14 protein-coding genes and 1 pseudogene are annotated in these 19597 nt (G+C 43.4%); 2 read left to right on the forward strand and 13 right to left on the reverse strand.

Translation table 11 applies throughout. The annotated features are described in order from the left end of the window. Window positions 1-47: 47 nt before the first annotated feature. Both MKY12_RS27730 and MKY12_RS27735 read right to left on the reverse strand, forming a co-directional pair. A complete protein-coding gene (locus MKY12_RS27730) occupies window positions 48-629 on the reverse strand; it encodes an AAA family ATPase (RefSeq protein ID WP_339311694.1) in 582 nt (193 codons plus the stop codon). 64 nt (window positions 630-693) lie between these two features. Further along, window positions 694-1431, reverse strand: a complete 738-nt coding sequence (locus MKY12_RS27735) for an SDR family oxidoreductase (RefSeq protein WP_339311696.1) — start codon at window positions 1429-1431, stop codon at window positions 694-696. 291 nt (window positions 1432-1722) lie between these two features. On the opposite strand from MKY12_RS27735, the pseudogene MKY12_RS27740 reads away from it, so the two are divergent. Further along, window positions 1723-2086 (forward strand): annotated as a pseudogene (locus MKY12_RS27740) (AraC family transcriptional regulator); the annotation flags it as partial. Between the two features lie 180 nt (window positions 2087-2266). Then, a complete protein-coding gene (locus MKY12_RS27745; protein ID WP_339314994.1) occupies window positions 2267-2509 on the forward strand; it encodes an AraC family transcriptional regulator in 243 nt (80 codons plus the stop codon). On the opposite strand, the gene MKY12_RS27750 is transcribed toward MKY12_RS27745, so the two are convergent. The 11 genes from MKY12_RS27750 to sigW all read right to left on the reverse strand — a co-directional run bounded on the left by MKY12_RS27750 (window position 2502) and on the right by sigW (window position 19477). Beyond that, entirely contained in the window at window positions 2502-3011 is a 510-nt protein-coding gene (locus MKY12_RS27750; RefSeq protein WP_339311698.1) for an AAA family ATPase, read from the reverse strand. The genes MKY12_RS27745 and MKY12_RS27750 overlap by 8 nt on opposite strands. A gap of 462 nt (window positions 3012-3473) precedes the next feature. Further along, window positions 3474-7394, reverse strand: coding sequence for a hypothetical protein (locus tag MKY12_RS27755; RefSeq protein ID WP_339311700.1), 3921 nt, complete (start codon window positions 7392-7394; stop codon window positions 3474-3476). An 18-nt stretch (window positions 7395-7412) separates the two neighbouring features. Further along, window positions 7413-8537: a UvrD-helicase domain-containing protein gene (locus MKY12_RS27760; protein WP_339311702.1), complete on the reverse strand. Its 1125-nt coding sequence runs from the start codon at window positions 8535-8537 to the stop codon at window positions 7413-7415. After that, window positions 8524-10152: an AAA family ATPase gene (locus MKY12_RS27765; protein ID WP_339311704.1), complete on the reverse strand. Its 1629-nt coding sequence runs from the start codon at window positions 10150-10152 to the stop codon at window positions 8524-8526. Before MKY12_RS27765 ends, MKY12_RS27760 begins: the two co-directional genes overlap by 14 nt. 434 nt (window positions 10153-10586) lie before the next feature. Continuing rightward, entirely contained in the window at window positions 10587-11243 is a 657-nt protein-coding gene (locus MKY12_RS27770) for a hypothetical protein (RefSeq protein WP_339311705.1), read from the reverse strand. 517 nt (window positions 11244-11760) lie between these two features. Further along, window positions 11761-13593 (reverse strand): glutamine--fructose-6-phosphate transaminase (isomerizing), encoded by a 1833-nt coding sequence (glmS, locus tag MKY12_RS27775; RefSeq protein WP_339311707.1) that lies wholly within the window; start codon window positions 13591-13593, stop codon window positions 11761-11763. 658 nt (window positions 13594-14251) lie between these two features. Beyond that, window positions 14252-15592 (reverse strand): phosphoglucosamine mutase, encoded by a 1341-nt coding sequence (glmM, locus tag MKY12_RS27780; RefSeq protein WP_036724506.1) that lies wholly within the window; start codon window positions 15590-15592, stop codon window positions 14252-14254. A gap of 112 nt (window positions 15593-15704) precedes the next feature. Continuing rightward, window positions 15705-17159 carry a CdaR family protein gene (locus MKY12_RS27785; protein ID WP_339311708.1) on the reverse strand — a complete coding sequence of 485 codons (1455 nt, stop codon included), beginning with the start codon at window positions 17157-17159 and terminating at the stop codon, window positions 15705-15707. After that, on the reverse strand, window positions 17152-17985 hold the full coding sequence (cdaA, locus tag MKY12_RS27790) for a diadenylate cyclase CdaA (protein ID WP_036724507.1): 834 nt from the start codon (window positions 17983-17985) through the stop codon (window positions 17152-17154). The genes MKY12_RS27785 and cdaA overlap by 8 nt, the downstream gene beginning before the upstream one ends. Before the next feature lie 211 nt (window positions 17986-18196). Then, on the reverse strand, window positions 18197-18811 hold the full coding sequence (locus MKY12_RS27795) for a zf-HC2 domain-containing protein (protein WP_036724508.1): 615 nt from the start codon (window positions 18809-18811) through the stop codon (window positions 18197-18199). Between the two features lie 99 nt (window positions 18812-18910). Continuing rightward, window positions 18911-19477, reverse strand: coding sequence for an RNA polymerase sigma factor SigW (sigW, locus tag MKY12_RS27800; protein WP_036696241.1), 567 nt, complete (start codon window positions 19475-19477; stop codon window positions 18911-18913). Between the last annotated feature and the right edge of the window lie 120 nt (window positions 19478-19597).

Genomic DNA, 19597 nt, shown 5'->3' on the forward strand with positions numbered 1-19597 from the left:
CATATGGGGAGCATCCACTTACAGAAGCCTGTTCTTCATGCCGTTAATTAGGCTCTTTTACGCAATTTCTGAAATGCCGAGTATTCCTGCTTTGACTTAATGTAGTTTAAAATCTGTTCGGCGCATTCTGCCGGATTCAGCTCTTCTGTGTTCACTTCGAGGTCATATTCATCATAACGATAGACGATGTCGAACTGGGCATCCGCCAGTCCAATCTGCCGGTCCCCTCTGGCCTGCTCTCTTCGGATAAGCTCTTCCCGGGAGCATAGGACACCAACAAATAGCGTAGTCCGATCAGCAAAATGATCCCAAAACTCATTAAATCTCTTATCGTTGTCGAATACGGTATCCACGATGACATTGAAGCCCATTTCCGACAACAGCTTAATCGTCGAATAGTACACGGAGACTATGGAGTCATCCAGTATTTGCGAGACCACCTGATGGTCTATTTCCCGTACAGGCTCGTCTGGAAATTTATGATTAATGAAATCATTGTAATTCATGAAAAAATCATCAATCGATACATGATAAAATGGAATCTCTTTCTGCTTTATCAATTCAGCCGAGATGGAGCTCTTCCCGGAGCTTGAAGTTCCATTTAGAACAAGCAACATGCCTTTATTCATTTCGTCCCCTCCTTTTCATCCATTATAAACCATAGACGATAGAGGCAGGAACTCATCATCTGGATCAGTTGAATCCGCCGTTGACGCGAATCGTCTGTCCGGTAATCCAGCGGGCCTTGTCACTGACAAGCAAGTCGATCACATTCGCAATATCCTCAGGCTCGCCAAGCCGTCCAAAAGCATTCATCCGCCGGAAGGAATCCACCATCTCCTCAGATTTCCCGTTCAGGAATAACTCCGTCGATACTTGCCCAGGCGCGACGCAATTCACAACGATATCCTTCACTCCGAATTCCTTCGCTAACTGGCGGGTTAACTGCTCGACTGCCCCTTTGGTTGCGGCATAGACGCTATAGGTTGGCAGCATCGCTCCCGATACAGAGGTCGAGAAGTTAATAATCGTTCCGCCCCGCTCCATATGCTTCATCGCTTGCTGACAGGCGAAATAGGTCCCTTTTACATTTACAGCAAAATGCCGGTCGAACATCTTCTCCGTTACGTTTGCGATAGGCATACATTCCATAACTCCGGCATTATTCACCAAAATATCGATGCACCCGAATTGCCCGATTGTCTCCGAGAACAGGGCTTCGACCTCACTCACCTTGCTTACATCGCCTTGAACGGCTATCGCTTCCCCGCCAGACTCCTTAATGATTTGGACGACCTCGTCCGCTTTCCCAGGGTTAGATGAATAATTGACAGCCACTTTTATTCCTAACCCGGCCAGTTGAATGGCGATTTGTCTTCCAATACCCCGTGACGCACCTGTGACGATGGCTACTTTTCCGTTCTGACTCACTTAGACCACTCTCCTTAAGTTCGCTTAGGCCGGATGATGATCTGTTGGCCTTATGGATTCATTGTAAATCAATCGGTGAGCATCCCGTTATAACAGACCTGTTCACTTCTTGCCTATTTCTCTTCTACTCGCTATGATTAACAGCAAACCCTACGTATATGTAAAAAGGAGGATACTAACTTGAACGATACATTGCGGACCGGCCCGCTTTTGCAGCAATTGGCTGCGCTGATTCTTCGCCATGCTCCATCTGCAGGCACCTACCAGACGCATATCCCTTCCTTGCAGTTGATGCACGCCACAGATACAGCTGAACCGCTGGAGTCTGTCTATAAGCCGTCGATCTGTGTCGTTGCCCAAGGAGCCAAAGCAGCCACCCTGTCCAGCGAAACTTATCATTACGATCCTTCCACTTACCTGGTCACTTCGGTTGAACTGCCGATCAACGGGAGAATAACCGGAGCTTCGCCTGATCATCCGTTTCTGGGCATCAAGCTAAGCTTCGATCCTGGACATTGTAAAAGAGATGGAGGACTCCACCCTTGTTGCGGGTGAAACATCTCTTGGCATCACCGTGGCCCGAACCTCTGAGCACTTACTCGAAGCCATTGTAAGGCTTATCCAGTTACTCGACGCGCCGAAGGATATTCCCATTCTGGCCCCGCTCTTGATCCGCGAAATTCTGTATCGCGTTCTTCAAAGCGACCAGGGCTCCCACCTGCATCAATTCGCCATCATCGGCAGCCATGCGCACCGGATTGCTCAAGCTATCCAAGTGATCACTAAGCAGTACGATCAATCCCTTGTCGTTGAACAGCTTGCAGAGTCCGTAAATATGAGCACCTCCGCCTTCCACAAGCACTTCAAGCGCGTCACTGCCATGAGTCCGCTGCAATACCAGAAGGTCATCCGCTTGCAGGAAGCCCGCCGCCTCATGCTAACCGAATCCCTCCAAGCCTCCGATGCCGCCTTCCGCGTAGGCTATGAGAGCCCCTCCCAATTCAGCCGCGAATACGCCCGCCAGTACGGAAGACCTCCGATGTCGGATGTCCAGGGGATTCTTGGGTTATCTAAGTAGCTAACTTCTTCAGACCTAGCTGTTCACGTAACGACATCCAGCTTTCCGTCACGGTCTGATGCGCTGTATCGATCACGATGTGGTCACGGTCCCAAGCCTCGTAATGTCTGTTCTTCACCTCACTCCAAGTGGGGAGGGTAAAGCCGGGAATATCCGTTGTACGAGTGGTAATTCGATGCTTGTGTGTACATTCGTCCGAACAGACCACTTCGATTTCGACAAACGGAATTCCTAGAGACTCTGCTACATTACGCCAAGCTTGGCGGGTATAGTGAATGGGATTGACCGTGTCCGCGATCACGTCCAGACCCAAAATGAGATTTTGCCTCGCTATCTCGTAACAAACGATGTAACCCTCAGGTCCATCATCCTTACCCCCGGCCACGCGCATAGCCTGTTCTACAACATCAACCCGAAGATACGGTGCCCGAAGTTCGCTTGCTAAAGCTGATGCTAATGTAGACTTACCGGTGCCTGGCAACCCGCCGAAAATATAAAGCATATGGATTCCCTCCTTCATGACAACCTGTTTACTGTTCTATGCCTACTGTCTCTTTGAAAATGATGATACCTTAACTACCCTAGGCCCCGCAGGATGTAATCGTGCAGACTCTACCGGATTTAACGATGAATTTGATTTATTTTTTGGTATCTTTCCATCAAAAATGAGCCGTCCTAATGTCTCAGGACGGCTCAAGATGAATTAACTTAATCGATGAATATTTTCATATCAGCTTTGATCAAAAAACTGTTGGGTAATAAAAAACTCTGTAGCTGATTTTGTTGAGTTTATTGGGGTTGCTGCGGCACGTGATAAAGATGAAAAAAGAAAGTGTGGAACTACTAAAAAATCATCTTGCAAAAAAATCGGAAACTATTTTTAAAAAAAACCATCCTATAGCGCAATATAAAGGAACGAACTCTTAAGATAAAGTAAATTTATTAATTATCAGTAGCCTTAAACCTACTTATGAACTGAGATCCAGTTTTCCAAGTCATAATGGTCACTAAGCTTTTCTTTTATTATCCGTCCTGTTTCACTGCACTGTTTTTCCATCTGTTCAATGAGTGCCAGTAATTTATTTTCCTTGTCTACATTCACAAGGAATTTTTTTGAGAATCTTTTAGCTATTTTATTTGTGAGTGCCAATCTAGGCTTTTCCTCAGTATAAATTCTTATTAGAAATTCATATGTTGCTTGAAGTATTTCTGGATCTACTTCTTTTGAAATCATTTCCCCAGATAAAATCATGAAATTAATAGTTGTAAAATCTACTTGTACTCTCGGTAGTATTTGATTAAACAAAATGTTTTTTCCGAAAATTTCCTCTAGGTCATTAAAGTATGAGTAAGCCTCAATTTCTTCAATTACCCTACCTAAATAGTGTTCTTTTTTCTTTCGATCTATATTATCAAAGAAACTTACCCATAGATCTTCACTGTCTGGTCCGTTGTATGAAATACATTGTATTCTTAGAGTATCAAATACTAAGTTAATTACATCATCTTCATTTGATCGAATATGCTTGCCCCAAATCTCCACTACTTTTTTTCTAATTTCACCTTTAAAATAACCCATTATAAATCTACTCACGAAATTTTGGGTTGCTATAGTAAAAGCAGGATGATTCGGTAACTCAATAAGCCTCAATATAATTTCAGGCCACTTAGTTAATCTCGCATGATGATACCCTAGCCACCACAGCGGCTGGGGATGTCCAATATAAACTCGTATACAATCCACAAGGAGATCCGACGGAAACTTTTCAATAATTCCATCAATATCTTCCGCTAGGATATTCTTTTTCTCTTCACCTAAAATTGCAGATAAAATTTCAGGAGAAACAATAGTTCTTGTTAAACTAACTGCTTTTAACCATTGTACATCTATCCGTTGACTCAGTAACAAAGATAAGATTTCTCCTTGTTCTCGCTCACTTAAGTGATCCCATTGGTTTATATACTCTGCCAAAGAAACAGTCAGAAAATTAGTATCCTGTTGATTAAGTATCCGAGTAGTTAAGTGTTCCCTTAGTTCGGGCTGCGTACCTGCTAAAAGATAATCAGAAATAGCATATCCAGCCTCATATAACATACTATTTTGAATGTTTCTTTCTATCCAATCTAACCACGATTCACAAACTTGAACTACTTTATCCGAAGAAATATTATTTATTGAACTGGTAACGGTATTAAATAGATGATATTCATCCACTGATACAAATTTATCTGGTACGCTCTGTAAGAATACAGCAAATAGTTCACTCCAGGCTTCCCATAAATCCTTTTTTTGGTTAGTATCAATTTCGTTTCTTTCAATACTATCTGCTCCGTATTCATCACCAAAATCAACCATAAATCTATTGGCTTTAGCAGCGATTATTTTGTTTAACATTGCCTCCTTCATATGGCTCAATAGATACATTTTTGAATCTGCTGATCGGCTATGCCATCCATTTAGTGCCCCTCTTATAGCTTGGAATATTACATTAGGATGTTCATCACCAAAAACTATTGCTATTAATTCGTTTTGACCCTCACAAAATTGATCCATAAATGTAAATGCAATTTTTTCTCTAATGAAAGACTCTTTATAAGATAACAACTGATTGATTAATATTAAATTTTCATCAAATTTTTCGAATAGAAACCCACTTGAAAGAATACTCCAAGCTTCCTCTGATGAAACGGTATGAGTTTCTGCTGGATTGATTAATCTATTTGCCACAATATCAATATCTTCATGTTGATTTTGACTAAGCATATCAGGAATTCTATCTAGAAAGTTATAAGTATCAGTAATCTCTATCCAAGGCTCGCCATCATGCCAAAGCAATCTCTCATTATCTATATCAGCATGTTTAACATAATTGAAGACCTTTAACTGAATTTCATTATCCAAATGATCGATATGAGAAATCAATAAACCAAGTGATGCATCTCTTACAGATGGGAAGATCGAGTTCAGACCATTTATAGCGAATGATATAATTCTCTTTTGAAAATCTATATACTCAACATACACCTGGTAAAGCTTGTTTAAATATTTCGTAAAGGATAGGGCTGTACCTGTTTCCAGGCAAGACACTCCCTTCCATATAATACCTTCCATTGACCTCAATCTTAATCTTGGTTGATGAAGGATTACATATTTTGCGGCTTCATGATAGGTTGGATGTGTAAACCTTATCTTATTGTTAATTATCGAAATATAACCGTGTGATTCCAGCTCGTCTAGCTGATCCAGAACCCAATCCTGTAATGTAGTAACATCGCACGTAGGAAAAGATGGCGGTGGAGTTTCCTCACCTGGAAAATTCATACTTTTGTAAGAATCATCTTCTAAAATTATTATGCTGGGATGTGCATCAGAGTCAGATAAAATAAAAGAAAGTTCCTCTGTATTAATGGCTTGCCTTGGGCTCGCACCCAACCCCAGAGCTATCAATGTTTTCCTGAAATTATCCGACTTATTTCCGAAGTACATTCCAAGCTTTTGGGCATCGAAAGTCGCTAACTCTATTAATTGAGAAAAATCTTTACCTTGCAAATTTGATATATCATTATAAGCCAAATATCTAAGTTGGCCAGGCTGTAGCAAATTTTCTTTAGATGTATTGGTAAGATTATTTTTTACAAGATGATACACATTTTCCGGTATTTTTTTCTCATTACAGTAAGTTTCCCATATATCAATAACAAATTCATGACTAGTTACGGTGAGATCATTCCATCTATGACCATGTATCATCCACTGATCAGGATCATCTCCCCTACTAATACCTCTCAATAGCTCAATTTTACTTGTTACAATAATTTTTTTATTTGGTGTTGATCTCGTTATTAAATCACTTAATTCTGCCCACACTTCATAATATTTAACTTCCAATTCCACTTGCCCGAAAGGATCTTCAATTAAACACAACCTATCTTCAATAGAAATCTGATTTAAAAAACGAGTTGCCTCTTTAATATCTGATTCAATAATACATCTGTATCCTTTCTCTTGATAATTACTTGCAATCTCTCGTGCAATATGTGTTTTCCCGCAGAAAGAGATCCCAGTCAATAAAAGTACATTTGTTGTTTCAAATTTATTCATCAGTTCTATGTCAGCTTGTCTTTTTACACTTACGTGATTTAAAGGAATTCGCTCACCATTGAATGAGTCAAGCAGTTGGATAATAGAGGGAATAACATCTTTACGACGGTTTCTTGCTAGTTTAATTAAATCTAGTAGTTGCAGCAAAGCCGTACCAGTCATACTATGAGGAACAACAAATGAATTATTCAATATCTTTATACAGTTATTTTTAAGTACTTCTTCTTCCCTTTGCTCCCAAACCAGCACTTTTTTCAATACACTTCTTAATTTAGGGCGATGAGAATTATAATTGTTTGCTTGCTCCACGCAATAAAGTGCACGTTTCTGTTCTAACTTAGAACCTTCACCATAAGTTGTACGAATATGCTCAATAGCAGAAGTTAATAATTGATTGTTAAATGCGTTAGTGTTTATACCAATGAAATCTGCTAGAAATGGTCGGACTGAATCCATTGCCCGTGCCCGAGTAATAAATAAAACAAACCGATCATCATCTGATTCTAGACGATCTAAAAGGTTATTATTTGATTCATTGTCCGGAAAATGAGTTAACCATTGAGCCAGCTCTAAAATTTTCAAGTCTTCCCTTGTGCTTTTAACTTGAATTTCCACCGTAATTTCTTTAGTACCATTGATGATTTTTAATTCAGCATCTTCACCACCTGCTTTCTCTACAATGAGCTGGATATCTTGCCGTTCTCTTAAGTACGTCAACGCAATAAATAAAGTGGCTAAATATTGATACTCATATCCTTGTGGTCCTATAAGCTCAATCGACATTTAATCCTCCTGAATTATTTATATTTTGAATCTTAATACTTTTATCTCATTACCATCTAAATTTATACTATCTTCAAAAAAATATTGGTTGGGTTTGAGCTTTTCAACCACAAAAGCCAAACTATATCTTGCCCGCGTCACACCAACATAGTATTTGTCTGGAGCTTTCAATCCTTTGCTAGGATCGAGCAAAAACGAAGAAAGCGGCTTATTAGGAAAGATCAAAACACGTTCCAAAGTCATCCCTTTGCTCACCCCAAAGTTTAAAGATGGATACCCTAAGGTTGGCGTCTTAACATCATATTTTAAGATATTTGGTTTTAGTTGCCTTATATAAGCGTCTACATCAGTTTGAAGAATCTGAAAAACTCCGATAGCTTGTTCTTCAGTTTCCAGTGCTCCAATTATCGGTTCATTTGGATATACCAAGTTAGCAAAATCAGCTATATCAGAAACAAATCGCTTAGAGGTATTATTTTTAACGATGTTAATCCGATGTGAATCTCTACATGTCTCTAGATAACTGAAAACATGCATACCACCTTTTTTTCTATCAGTTCTCGGGTTATGAGTCTTTAAGGTAGATTGTTTATAGTCACCCACACAATAAATTTTAATTGATGAAAGAAATAATAATTCAATGAGTTCTATATCTTTCCCTACTAAGTCCTGCAGCTCATCAATATAAATGCATGCATATGTGTCCTCAAGCCTTTTTAATACAGCTCCATCGGATAGAATATTTAATAATAGTGCAAATTCGGAAGCACGATTGGCTTTAACATCATTATTTCTATTTAAAAAATATGATTTTGAATTTCTCTTCGCATAATCAACACCGTACATGTTAGAAAAATCAATAGATCTAATCTGACTAAATTTCTCTAAAAAACTTCTCTGGTATGGCCTGATTAATTCCTTTAGAATGAATTGAAACCAAGTACTTATCACAACATTTTTATCGAGAACACCATTATTTTGTTTTGCATATTCTTTCTTTATGGAGTGGATCCCTTTATGAGTGTAAGAAAGCATTAACACTTTCTTAGTAGATTCCTCAGATAAAGACCTTGAGTCATTACACATTCCATAAGTTTTACCTGAACCGGCACAAGCAAGTACTAGAGTGTTATCGTATTGCATTTTTTATATATGCGGGATACTCAATACATTCTTCTGAGTCAAAAACTCGCAATCCCCATTCTGCTTTATTATTAATCATAAAGGATTCTACCTCTTCCACATTTTTATTAACCATAGAATTCTTTTTAGAGATAACTCTTCTAAACTTGTTGAAGACTTCTGCTTCTAATGAATTTACAGCCAAAACACTAGGCTCAATAGTATGAAACAATTCATTGACTTCATAGTGTATTTCTATTAAATCCCCATTTTTTTCTGTGAACTCTATATATTTATCAGAGATATTCCGTTGAACATCCCCATCATTGTCCGTAATAATTCGCAAGGGCTTCTTAACTAAAATTGCCAGGTCGCAATATCTTTTAAATGCTAGTGAATCGACTGAAATGACATCTACTCCATTTTCAATTGGCAACTTCCCATGAACATCCTTGTAAGCTCGTTGAACAATTAATTCATCAGTTGGCCCCTCCACCAATATCACCTTATCTGCTAATAAAAAACGAACAGTACCGAACCCAGGCAACTTTTTAAAAAAGTTCATAGTATCAGGATTTATAGCATTCAATTGACTTATATTCCCTTTATACAAAAGGATTATATGTTTTAGTCCTAATTTGTTGGCTACATAACTACTATGGGTTGAAATAAAGACCTGTTTACTCTGGTCTTGATTTATTTTTGAAATAAGGCGTGACATATTCCCAAACGCTAAATTATTTTCAGGTTCCTCAAACAGTACTACATTGGATTTCTCTGTATCTTGCTTAAATACTAATTCCATTTTAATTAAGTTCTGAGTACCAAACCCCATATCCTCAAAGGGAATATTCTCAACATCAATTGAGACCTCATTCATCCAAGATTCAAGTGCTTCTTCACGCATACCAAACTTAATCGTTTTATCATCAAGTTTTTCTTCTACTTCTAACCTTTCATTAAGGGCTAATACGTTCGGATTGTTATTAAATTCGTATTTCATTTTCCTATAGGCCCTAGCTAAATGTACTTTTTCATCATCAGATAAATTAACAGCAATTCTTGAATTGATAAACTTGTTCACTGCTGAGTCATAATCTTTTTGTGTAGTATCAATCAGCGAGACCTTAACTGGAAACGTTCTAAAAACAATTGGGCTATCACCAAAATCTCTCCAACTAATTTTATAAAACTCAACTGGTATATCGTAGACTTCCCCGTTTTGTAACATCGTTTGATATGCTTTTGAAAAATCGGGATTAAACTCTACAGTCATACGAATGCCTGGGCAGTCTTCACTCAATTCGTTATTTGTCCCTCTATATTCAGTGTTATTACCGTCGTTCTCAAAATAGGCTTCAACGATTATAGAAGGTAATTCTTCGATAGTTTTAGCTGGATTGGCAAGGGCTTCTTTAAAAAGAGAACGAGTTCTAGTGTTAAAAAAAGAGGTTTTTAATTGGCGCTCAAAAGACAAATTATTTATTCTTCCATTTAGAAGAACTTGAATAATCTCAAGTAAAGTACTTTTCCCAGAATCATTATCACCGACAAAAATATTACAATCTTCATTCAGATGAATTAACACATTTTCAAACATTCTATAATTTTTTATGTATAGCTTATTAATTTTCAAAATACACTCCCCTTACTCGACCCATTTAATAAAAAATTGCTTTGGGCTGTATTTTATATAATTCCACAAATCCCTTGTATTCCCTTGTATATTTTGGTCGAAAACTGTAGAAAAGCCCCCAAAATTATTTTTGGGAGCTTCGTTATGAATTTTATAAGTTCAATAAACGCTCAATTTCACTAATTACTTTTCTTGAAGTCGGCATATGGGCCACACTAGCAGTTGAAATCAATCTATTTCTGGATATTACGGATGATTGCTTTACTAAATTGTTATATGCTCAGTGTAGCTTTCTAATCTGAAAATCCTCCACTGATTCAGTAACCGTTGAAAGATATGATTTCACCCTCGGCAAATCCATCTAGTGGATCGAACAGCAGCAGGCTCCGAAGCATGAATACATTGTTGTGCGATGGATTGACCCTCAGTTTCACTTACAAGTAGTTTTCAATCAATTCTCTAATCCCCTTAATCATTTCACCTATATCTCTTATATCAAATTCATCCCATTCTGCATGGAGTGCTTTATTTCTGATTCCAGAATACGCCTTTACTCTTTTCCCCTTAACTGATGTGAATATATCAGCGTTAATTATAGATTCTATCAACGGTTCCAATGTTATCCCCTTAGAAGGAATATTATTTTTAAGTGCAATTTTTTTAATCGTGTCTTCAAGAACAGAACTTGCAAGTATTGAAGATTCTATCTTTTTATTTGATTTATGATAGTCTGAAGCATGATCCAAAAAATCATCAAAAGTCTCTGCTGCAACAATGTATTGGATAACCTTCAAGATTCCCCGCTTCCACTCCTCATTAGCAGAAGCAAGTAATCCATACATTCTTTGATATACAATAATCGGTATTCCTTGTGAGAGATGTTCGTGTTGCATTATGTTATTACATTCATTAAAATGATAACTTTGTTTCGGTGAAATCATTTGAATTAAATTGACTGCAGATGATAACCAAGTCTGAAATAACGGTATTGATGAATCATCAACCCAATAGGAATCTCCACCGGTTTGTCGGGATAGCAACAAACCTTGTTGAATTAATTCATTAAATCTTTGTTCAATTAACTCTTTCATATGGAATTATCACCTCATATAGTTTATCAATTCTTTTGCATAACTTCCCCCTATTCATGAACCCGTAGGATTGTCTGCCTGGGATCACTTCCTCGAATTTCCTACAGCAGACCTAGGGCTGTATGGCCCACAGCGTGAATTATTATATATTAGACGATATTGCCTCTTCATTGATTCCCCATTCCATGTTTTAAGACAATTTCGCATAACGTCTAATTTTCGAATTTCGTAAACAACTCTATATGCAGAATATTCGCGAGATTATTCAGCTATCCCTGCTCAGTAGAAAAATAACGCTAACTTTTCTCCACAATAATTCCCCCCATAGAGTTTCTATTCTCTCCAAACAGGAAAATTAATCTATATTAAGCTAAATACGCAAAAAAAGCCGTCCTCAAATTGCAGGACGGCTTTTTTGCGTATTTAATAGTTCCACACTTTTAACATTGGTTACAGACTTTCTTTACTGGTTCCCAACTTTTTATCACCAGACATCAAAAACATCCAATCTTTTCTCTTACTCCACAGTAACACTCTTAGCCAGGTTTCTTGGCTTATCCACATCATGACCCAGGGCCAGAGATGCATAGTACGCCAGCAACTGCAGGGTAACTACAGACAGTGCAGCAGTCAGCAGCGGCAGGGTCTGAGGGATTACGAATACCTGGTCAACAGAGCGGAGCAGGTCGGTTTTGTGCTCTTCGTGGGTGATGGCCATGACATGGGCGCCACGGGCCTTAACTTCTTTGATGTTGCTGACAGTCTTCTCCAGCACGGATTCCTGAGTCGCCAGAGCGATGACCGGAACACCTTCTTCGATCAGTGCCAGGGTACCATGCTTCAGTTCACCCGCAGCATAGGCTTCCGAGTGAATGTAGGAGATTTCCTTGAGCTTTAGTGAGCCTTCTTGAGCTACAGCGTAATCTACGCCGCGGCCGATGAAGAACAGGTGCTTGTGCTCAGCGATTTGCTCAGCGTAGGCTTTGATTGCGTCTTTTTGACTCAGAATGACTTCTACTTGCTCCGGCAGAGACTGCATAGCGGCCAGAATCTTGGTAACCTCAGCCTCAGACTGTGTGCCGCGTACTTCAGCCAGATACAGACCCAGCAAAGTGAATGCGATCAGCTGAGAAGTGTAAGCCTTGGTAGAGGCTACAGCGATCTCTGGACCAGCCAGCGTAACCAGAACACTGTCTGCTTCCCGGGCAATAGAGCTGCCTACTACGTTGGTGATCGCCAGCACATGGGCTCCGTTCGCTTGACCTTCACGAAGAGCAGCCAGTGTATCAGCAGTTTCGCCCGATTGGCTGACTACAATAACCAGTGTCTCCGGAGTTACGATTGGCGAACGGTAACGGTATTCAGAAGCAATATCATTCTCTACAGGAATGCGTACCAGAGACTCAATCAGGTTACGTCCAACCAGACCGGCATTATATGCAGTACCGCAAGCTACCACTTGGATATTGCGGATGTTCTTGATTTGTTCTTCTGTCAGGTTAAGCTCAGGCAGAATGACTTTGTTGCCTTCCGCATTCATCCGTCCGCGCATGGTATCGCGGTATGCCTTTGGCTGCTCGTGGATTTCTTTCAACATGAAGTGCTCATAACCGCCCTTTTCTGCGGTAACGGCATCCCAATCGACAGTAATCATTTCCCGAGAAATAAAATTGCCTTCAATCGTCATCAGTTCGACAGCATCCCGTGTCAATACAGCCATTTCGCCGTCGTTCAGAATATATACGTTACGGGTGTATTCCAGCAGTGCAGGAATATCGGACCCGATAAAGTTCTCGCCTTCTCCAAGACCGATGATCAGCGGGCTGGCTTGACGCACAGCGACCAGCTTATCCGGTTCATATTCAGTCAGTACACCCAGGGCAAACGCTCCGCGCATGTAAGAAATCGCCTGCTGTACAGCCTTAACGATATCTCCCTTGTACTCACGGGCAATCAGGTGGGAGATAACTTCTGTATCTGTCTCTGAGGTGAAGTGGCATCCTCCGGCAATCAGTTCTTCCTTGAGATCCAGGTAATTCTCGACAATCCCGTTGTGTACTACCGAGAATTTGTGACTGTTGTCAGTGTGAGGATGGGAGTTCTCATCGGACGGCTTGCCGTGTGTAGCCCAGCGGGTGTGACCGATCCCGGCGCTGCCTGTCAGCGGAGTCGCGTCCAGACGGGATTCCAGGTTCGCCATACGTCCCTGTGCTTTTACCACCTGCAGACCATCCTTCGTGAATACGGCAATCCCTGCGGAATCGTACCCGCGATACTCCAGCTTCTTCAGACCCTCTACCAAGATCCCCTGCGAATTCTGATTACCAATATATCCTACAATACCACACATTATAATTTCCTCCGTCCAATTTATCGTAATTAGGCGCGCATGAGGAAAGAAACGTGCCGTGCGGCATGTTTTGAAGAAAAGCAAATATGATGTTGTCCATTACACCCAACATGATAACCTGTCAATTACATCGTTAGTCACGATTATGCACAGTCTTCTCCTCTGCCGTGGCAGAACCGTCTGCGTTCCTGCAAATGCGCATACCCATGATTTGTACATCTTTAAGTTAGCACCCACAAAAGCGTTGTGTGCAAGGTCGCCCTCGCATTTTCCGCTTTCATTTACGGCTCTGGTGCATCACCGGGAGGTCCCCGCCGAACATTTCGAACACCTCCACCTCGTCAGCTTACATCTGCCGTGATCCGTTCAGACCGTCCTGCACTGCTTACGCAGCCACCGGTCCTCCCTTCTCTCCCGCGCAAGATCAAGCTCTGGCGCTTGTGTTGCAATAACCTTACGATCCCCGCTTTCCTTCTGGAATGACACTTAGTCTATTATATGCACCTCAACCCGTTTTTGCAACGATGTGGCGAAGAAAACCTTTTTCATCCATTTCACACTTTTTCCAAACAGCCATGACCCCATTAATAATTCAGCCGGTGAACGAATCGGATTGATCCATTCACCGGCTACCCGTTCCTGCTACTTCAGTGAGTGATTACACCAGCTCGCGCTGAACCACTTCAACAATCTGCCCTACAAAAAGATCCAGCTCCGCCTTATCCGGCCCTTCTGCCATTACACGGATCAGCGGCTCGGTTCCCGAAGGACGCACCAGGACACGCCCGTTGTCGCCCAGCTTGCTTTCCACTTCTATGATCGCGGCCTCAATGGCCGGATTATTCGGATAATTGGTTTTGTCCTGAACACGCACATTGACCAGCACCTGCGGATACTTAGTCATCATGGACTTCAGTGTGCTTAGCTTTTTGCCGGAAGACTTCATGGTATTCACCAGTTGAATCGCAGTCAGAATTCCGTCACCTGTAGTATTATAATCCAGGAAAATCACATGGCCGGATTGTTCCCCGCCCAGATTATAGCCGCCGCGGCGCATCTCTTCCATCACATAACGGTCACCGACCGCAGTCTTCGCCGTATTCAGCGACAGCTTCTCTGTTGCCTTGTAGAAACCGATGTTGCTCATTACTGTAGATACAATGGTGCCATCCTTCAGCTTCCCTGCACGGTTCATCGCATCCCCGCAAATGCAGAGAATGAAGTCGCCGTCCACCTCGTCGCCGTTCTCATCGATAGCGATCAGGCGGTCCGCATCCCCGTCAAAAGCAAGCCCCAGATCCGCACCATGGCGCAGCACCTCTGCACGCAGAGTCTCCGGGTGCGTGGAGCCGAAGCCGTCATTGATATTAAGCCCGTCCGGCTCTGCCCCAATGGCAATCACTTCCGCGCCCAGTTCCTTGAATAATCGTGGTGCCAGCTCATAGGCTGCGCCGTGTGCGCAGTCGAGCACCACCTTCGTGCCCTTGAAGCTCTGGTCGATGGTGGTCTTCAGATACTCCAGGTAGAGGTATTTCGCTTGATCATCGACCCGCAGCGTGCCCAGACCCGATCCTACCGGACGCGGCAGCTCATCGTGCTCGGCATCCATCAGCTCCTCGATGCGCAGCTCCGTTTCGTCTGTCAGCTTGAAGCCGTCTCCGCCAAAGAACTTGATTCCGTTATCCTCCACCGGATTATGTGAAGCAGAGATCATCACTCCGGCATCCGCCTGGAGCAATCTTGTGATATAAGCAACAGCAGGTGTAGAGACTACGCCCAGACGGATCACATCTGCCCCAATGGACAACAAACCCGCAATGAGTGAAGATTCCAGCATTGGACCCGAGATTCGTGTATCCATGCCGATGACCACTTTAGGCTTTTCCACATTTCCTGCCAGCACATATCCCCCGCAGCGTCCAATACTGTAGGCCATTTCTGCTGTTAATTCACGGTTAGCCACCCCGCGTACGCCATCTGTTCCGAAATACTTACCCATCTTTTTTTCTCCTTTAGAATACGCTGCTTCAGCTTAATAAATTATAGTATGAATGATTCGATAATTCGTGTATGTCAGGTGCATATAAATAGACTTTTACATGCCCGGAAGGTTACGTTCCGCCCGTACTGTCGGCATTATTGCCGCTTGCGGGCGGCGTTGGTTCAGCAGTCTCCGGCGGAATATGTGTCGGCGTCGGGGTCTCCTCTATAATCTCGGTGGTGTGCTCCGGGGTTGGCTCTACGAGCGTCTCGTCCCCGGATGCAGGCTCAGCACTGGGCTCCGGCGTAGGCGTCGGGATAGGGCTACTGTCCGGCACGGCAGTCGCGGCCGGAGCAGCAGGCGCTACCAGCTCCACCTTCGCAACAAGCTGCGAGGCGGCATTCTCCAGGGTAATGAACCGGGGGAGCGACACCTGCAGCGTAATATCGTAAACACCGGCCGTAAGCCCCACGACATCTGCAACCACACTGATGCTATCCTGGTCGAGCTGGTCCAGCAGTGTTGGCGCACCTGATAGGGTCAGATCCATAGTGGCGCTTCCAGGGTCTATGACACTGGCTGTCAGCCCGCTGCTGACGCCCTCCAGCTTAATGGGGATAGCAGAGAGGGTCCGCTGGGTAATCTCCGCCGCAGAGACCGCTACGGTCATTGCCGCAGGTTCAATCTTGCCTGTGCCCTCCGGCGGCTTAAGCTCCAGCTTCATCTGCTCAGTACCCGCATTCTTGATAGCGCTCAAATCCAGGACAGCCTCATACGAGGATAAGGTCTTAAGGGTCTCTGCACTGCCGTACACCGTTACCATATCCTGTTCAGGCGTTACCCTGGACAGCACTAGTGAACCGGGCAGACTGCCGGTGAAGCTGATATCTAGCGGCAAGGTTTTGGACGGGAGGGTAACAGGCACTTCTACCGCTACTGTAGAGGGTTCAATGACCGCATCCTCCAGCTCATTCCCCTTACTATCCAGAGCAAAGAGCTTCAGCCTCTTCTCGCTAAAAGTCTCATTCTGCCCCTCCAGCTCCACCTTCCCCTGCACCTTCGCTACCCGTCCAAGATCACTTGCCGGAAGAGTAACCTCCACGGATACCGGGTCAATCACAGGACTGCCTACTTCATAGCCTGCTGCCGGCTCTCCCGTAATATTCAGCGAGACGGGAAAAGACTTCGTCGTCCGCGCCTCGATATGCACATTCACCTGATTCGGGACCATAGCTTCCAGGGTTACACCACTCGGTGTCGAATACATCAGCGGAAGCGTGTTATCACCGGGCTTCACATCCTTCAGATCCAGCCATACCCGATAAGCATCGGAGAATTTATAGGTCAGATCGGACTTTTTGCCCATTACCTCCATCCTGACGCTGTCCACATCCTTGGTCAGTACATAATTCTCACTGTCAAAACCTTCAATCTCCACTTTGACATTCTCAATCGTCTTCGATTCGTTATTAACCGTAGTCTGGTACGTTGGCGCTGTATCCACATGCACAATGGTCCACAGAATAATCCCCAGAGCCAGGGCAAGGATCTTGTTGAAGTTATTGTTCTTCATCCATTTATCCATTGTCTTTATTCCCCCTCCGTTTCCAGAAAGCGGAGCTCTTCTCCATCAGGGGCGAACTGGTTGCGCTCAGCTCTTGGTGCAGCTTCGAGATCAGGGACTCTTCCTTGATATCCCGGACAATTTGTCCATTGATGGCCAGCGAGATCAGGCCGGTCTCCTCAGAGACGACCACAGACACCGAGTCTGCCACTTCACTGATACCGATTGCGGCCCGGTGCCGGGTTCCCAGCTCCTTGCTGATGAACGGATTCTCGGAGAGCGGCAGGTAACAGGCTGCTGCAGCGATCTGGCCTCCCTGCATAATCAGCGCTCCGTCATGCAGCGGCGTATTGGGGATGAAGATATTAATCAGCAGCTCGGAGCTGACCTCAGAGCGCATGGCGATCCCGGATTCCGTATATTCATTAAGCCCCGTGGCCCGTTCGAATACGATCAATGCCCCGATTTTGCGGACAGCCAGATAATTCACGGCTTTAATCACTTCACCGATTAATTTACTGATCTCCTCATCATTCTCCGCATTCCGCCCGAAGAATTTGCCCCGGCCGAGCTGTTCCAGCCCCCGCCGCAGCTCCGGCTGAAAAATAATGAAAATCGCGAGTATCCCAAAAGTAAACACCTGGTTCATCAGCCACCTCAGGGTATACAGATCCAGTAGAGTACTGCCGCCCCAGATGACGACCAGGACCATAATCCCCTTCAGCAGTTGAACCGCCCGCGTCCCGCGCACCATATTGAGCACTTTATAGATAATGTAGCTGACAATTAGAATATCAATTATATCTTTAATGGATTCTTTCCATGTAAGGTCGGTAAAGTAGCTCATGGCCGAAAACCCCCGTGATTTCAAATTAACTGGGTTTATGTAAATTGTCTGTTAAGCTTGAATCTTATTCTAGGTTATAACGTTACGCCTCCGGTTGCAAGTTTGGCGGCTGGTAAATTGATGAACCTGTCATTTCAGGCAACAAAAAAGCGCCATCTTTCCGGAAAAAGAGGCGCAAATGAGTTATCTGCTACAAGCGACCAACATTTAGCTATCGGTAGGCAACTTCAGAGAACATGTTCGTCACTTTATACCAGATCCAGCTTACGGCTTGGTCTATACTTTTGACTTGCCCGGAGATATGGGCGGTTGAAGCCTGATACAGCGAGCCGTCGATGACCGTTACGTTCCCGTTGACTTCCCCGTAGACTTGAGTCTTACCGTTCTCCACCGTCAGATCGCCGGAGATAATTTTGCCGGAGGGTACAATCACCGTATTCCCCTTGATCACAACCTGGTCGAGGTCTGCCCCTCTAACCACAAGCTGCCGATCCTGATTCCAAAAGGTTACGGAGCTCATCAGCATCACAAGAATGAACATAGACGCCGCCGTCAGGGCCGGATGTCGCTTGATCCAGGTGATGAAGGCTCTTTCCTTCTTGGGTTTCGGTAATGAATCCATAATCCGGCCAACCAAATCCTCCGAGGCCACAGGTGTCTGGTGCATCAGGGAAAACATCAGCATATCGGTCTGTTCCAGTTCTTTGAACCTCGCACGGCACTCCGTACAGGATAAAAGATGCTCCTTCAATTCCCTCTGCTGCAGGTCGGGCAAGTCGTCATCCAGGTAGTCGTGCATCATAGAGACGGCCAGTTTGCATTCCATAGGAGCCAATCCTTTCATACGTGCTAATTTAGTGCATAAGACTTGCTTAACTTACATACGTCCCTGCAATGCAGGAGTTTCATAAAAAATAATCTATTTTTACAATTTGGGTCCTAACTTCTTACGTAAAAACTCACGGCCACGATGCACTCGGGTCTTGATCGTCGTTACAGGCATATCCAGCACATCGCCGATCTCCTGAAGCGACAAATCCTGCAGATAGCGCAGAATCATAACCGACCTGTACTTCACGGGCAGGCTGTCGATGGCTTCATAGATGAGTCTCTGTGTCTCAGAGAGCAGCAGCTCCGTCTCCGGGGTCACATTATCACTCGGAATCATCGAATACCCGTCTATCCCCTCCTGGTCGTTCATCTCGGCATCCAGGGAATAGGTCGGGCGACGCTTACGCAGCCGGTCAATGCAGAGGTTCGTACCAATCCGGTAGATCCATGTCGAGAACTTCTGCTTATCATCATACCTGTCCAAATTTCTGTAGACGCGCAAAAAAGTCTCCTGAACAACATCCTCCGCCTCATGGCGGTTATTCAGCATACGGTAAGCCAAATGATAAATTTTGTCTTTATATAGTTCCACAAGCTCGGCAAATGCCCTTTGGTCACCCTTCAGGGCGAGCTTTGTCAGTCTGCCTTCCAGATTCTCCACCTGTTAACTCCCCCAGACTTGCCGCCCTTGGACTTTCAGCTCTTCGAAGACCACGGTACAAGCATTTAAATCGTAAATCATGTGCTTGCAAAAATCAAGGTTTGTATTGTTACCTTCTAT

Source organism: Paenibacillus sp. FSL M7-0896 (assembly GCF_037975415.1).
Classification (GTDB): Bacteria; Bacillota; Bacilli; order Paenibacillales; family Paenibacillaceae; genus Paenibacillus_AQ; species Paenibacillus_AQ silagei.

What these genes read in the sequence shown, in the direction of transcription:
- MKY12_RS27730 (WP_339311694.1), bottom strand. Translation starts at nt 629, where the DNA reads ATGAATAAAGGCATGTTGCTTGTTCTAAATGGAACTTCAAGCTCCGGG.
- MKY12_RS27745 (WP_339314994.1), top strand. Translation starts at nt 2,267, where the DNA reads ATGAGCACCTCCGCCTTCCACAAGCACTTCAAGCGCGTCACTGCCATG.
- MKY12_RS27750 (WP_339311698.1), bottom strand. Translation starts at nt 3,011, where the DNA reads ATGCTTTATATTTTCGGCGGGTTGCCAGGCACCGGTAAGTCTACATTA.
- MKY12_RS27755 (WP_339311700.1), bottom strand. Translation starts at nt 7,394, where the DNA reads ATGTCGATTGAGCTTATAGGACCACAAGGATATGAGTATCAATATTTA.
- MKY12_RS27760 (WP_339311702.1), bottom strand. Translation starts at nt 8,537, where the DNA reads ATGCAATACGATAACACTCTAGTACTTGCTTGTGCCGGTTCAGGTAAA.
- MKY12_RS27770 (WP_339311705.1), bottom strand. Translation starts at nt 11,243, where the DNA reads ATGAAAGAGTTAATTGAACAAAGATTTAATGAATTAATTCAACAAGGT.
- glmS (WP_339311707.1), bottom strand. Translation starts at nt 13,593, where the DNA reads ATGTGTGGTATTGTAGGATATATTGGTAATCAGAATTCGCAGGGGATC.
- glmM (WP_036724506.1), bottom strand. Translation starts at nt 15,592, where the DNA reads ATGGGTAAGTATTTCGGAACAGATGGCGTACGCGGGGTGGCTAACCGT.
- MKY12_RS27785 (WP_339311708.1), bottom strand. Translation starts at nt 17,159, where the DNA reads ATGGATAAATGGATGAAGAACAATAACTTCAACAAGATCCTTGCCCTG.
- cdaA (WP_036724507.1), bottom strand. Translation starts at nt 17,985, where the DNA reads ATGAGCTACTTTACCGACCTTACATGGAAAGAATCCATTAAAGATATA.
- MKY12_RS27795 (WP_036724508.1), bottom strand. Translation starts at nt 18,811, where the DNA reads ATGGAATGCAAACTGGCCGTCTCTATGATGCACGACTACCTGGATGAC.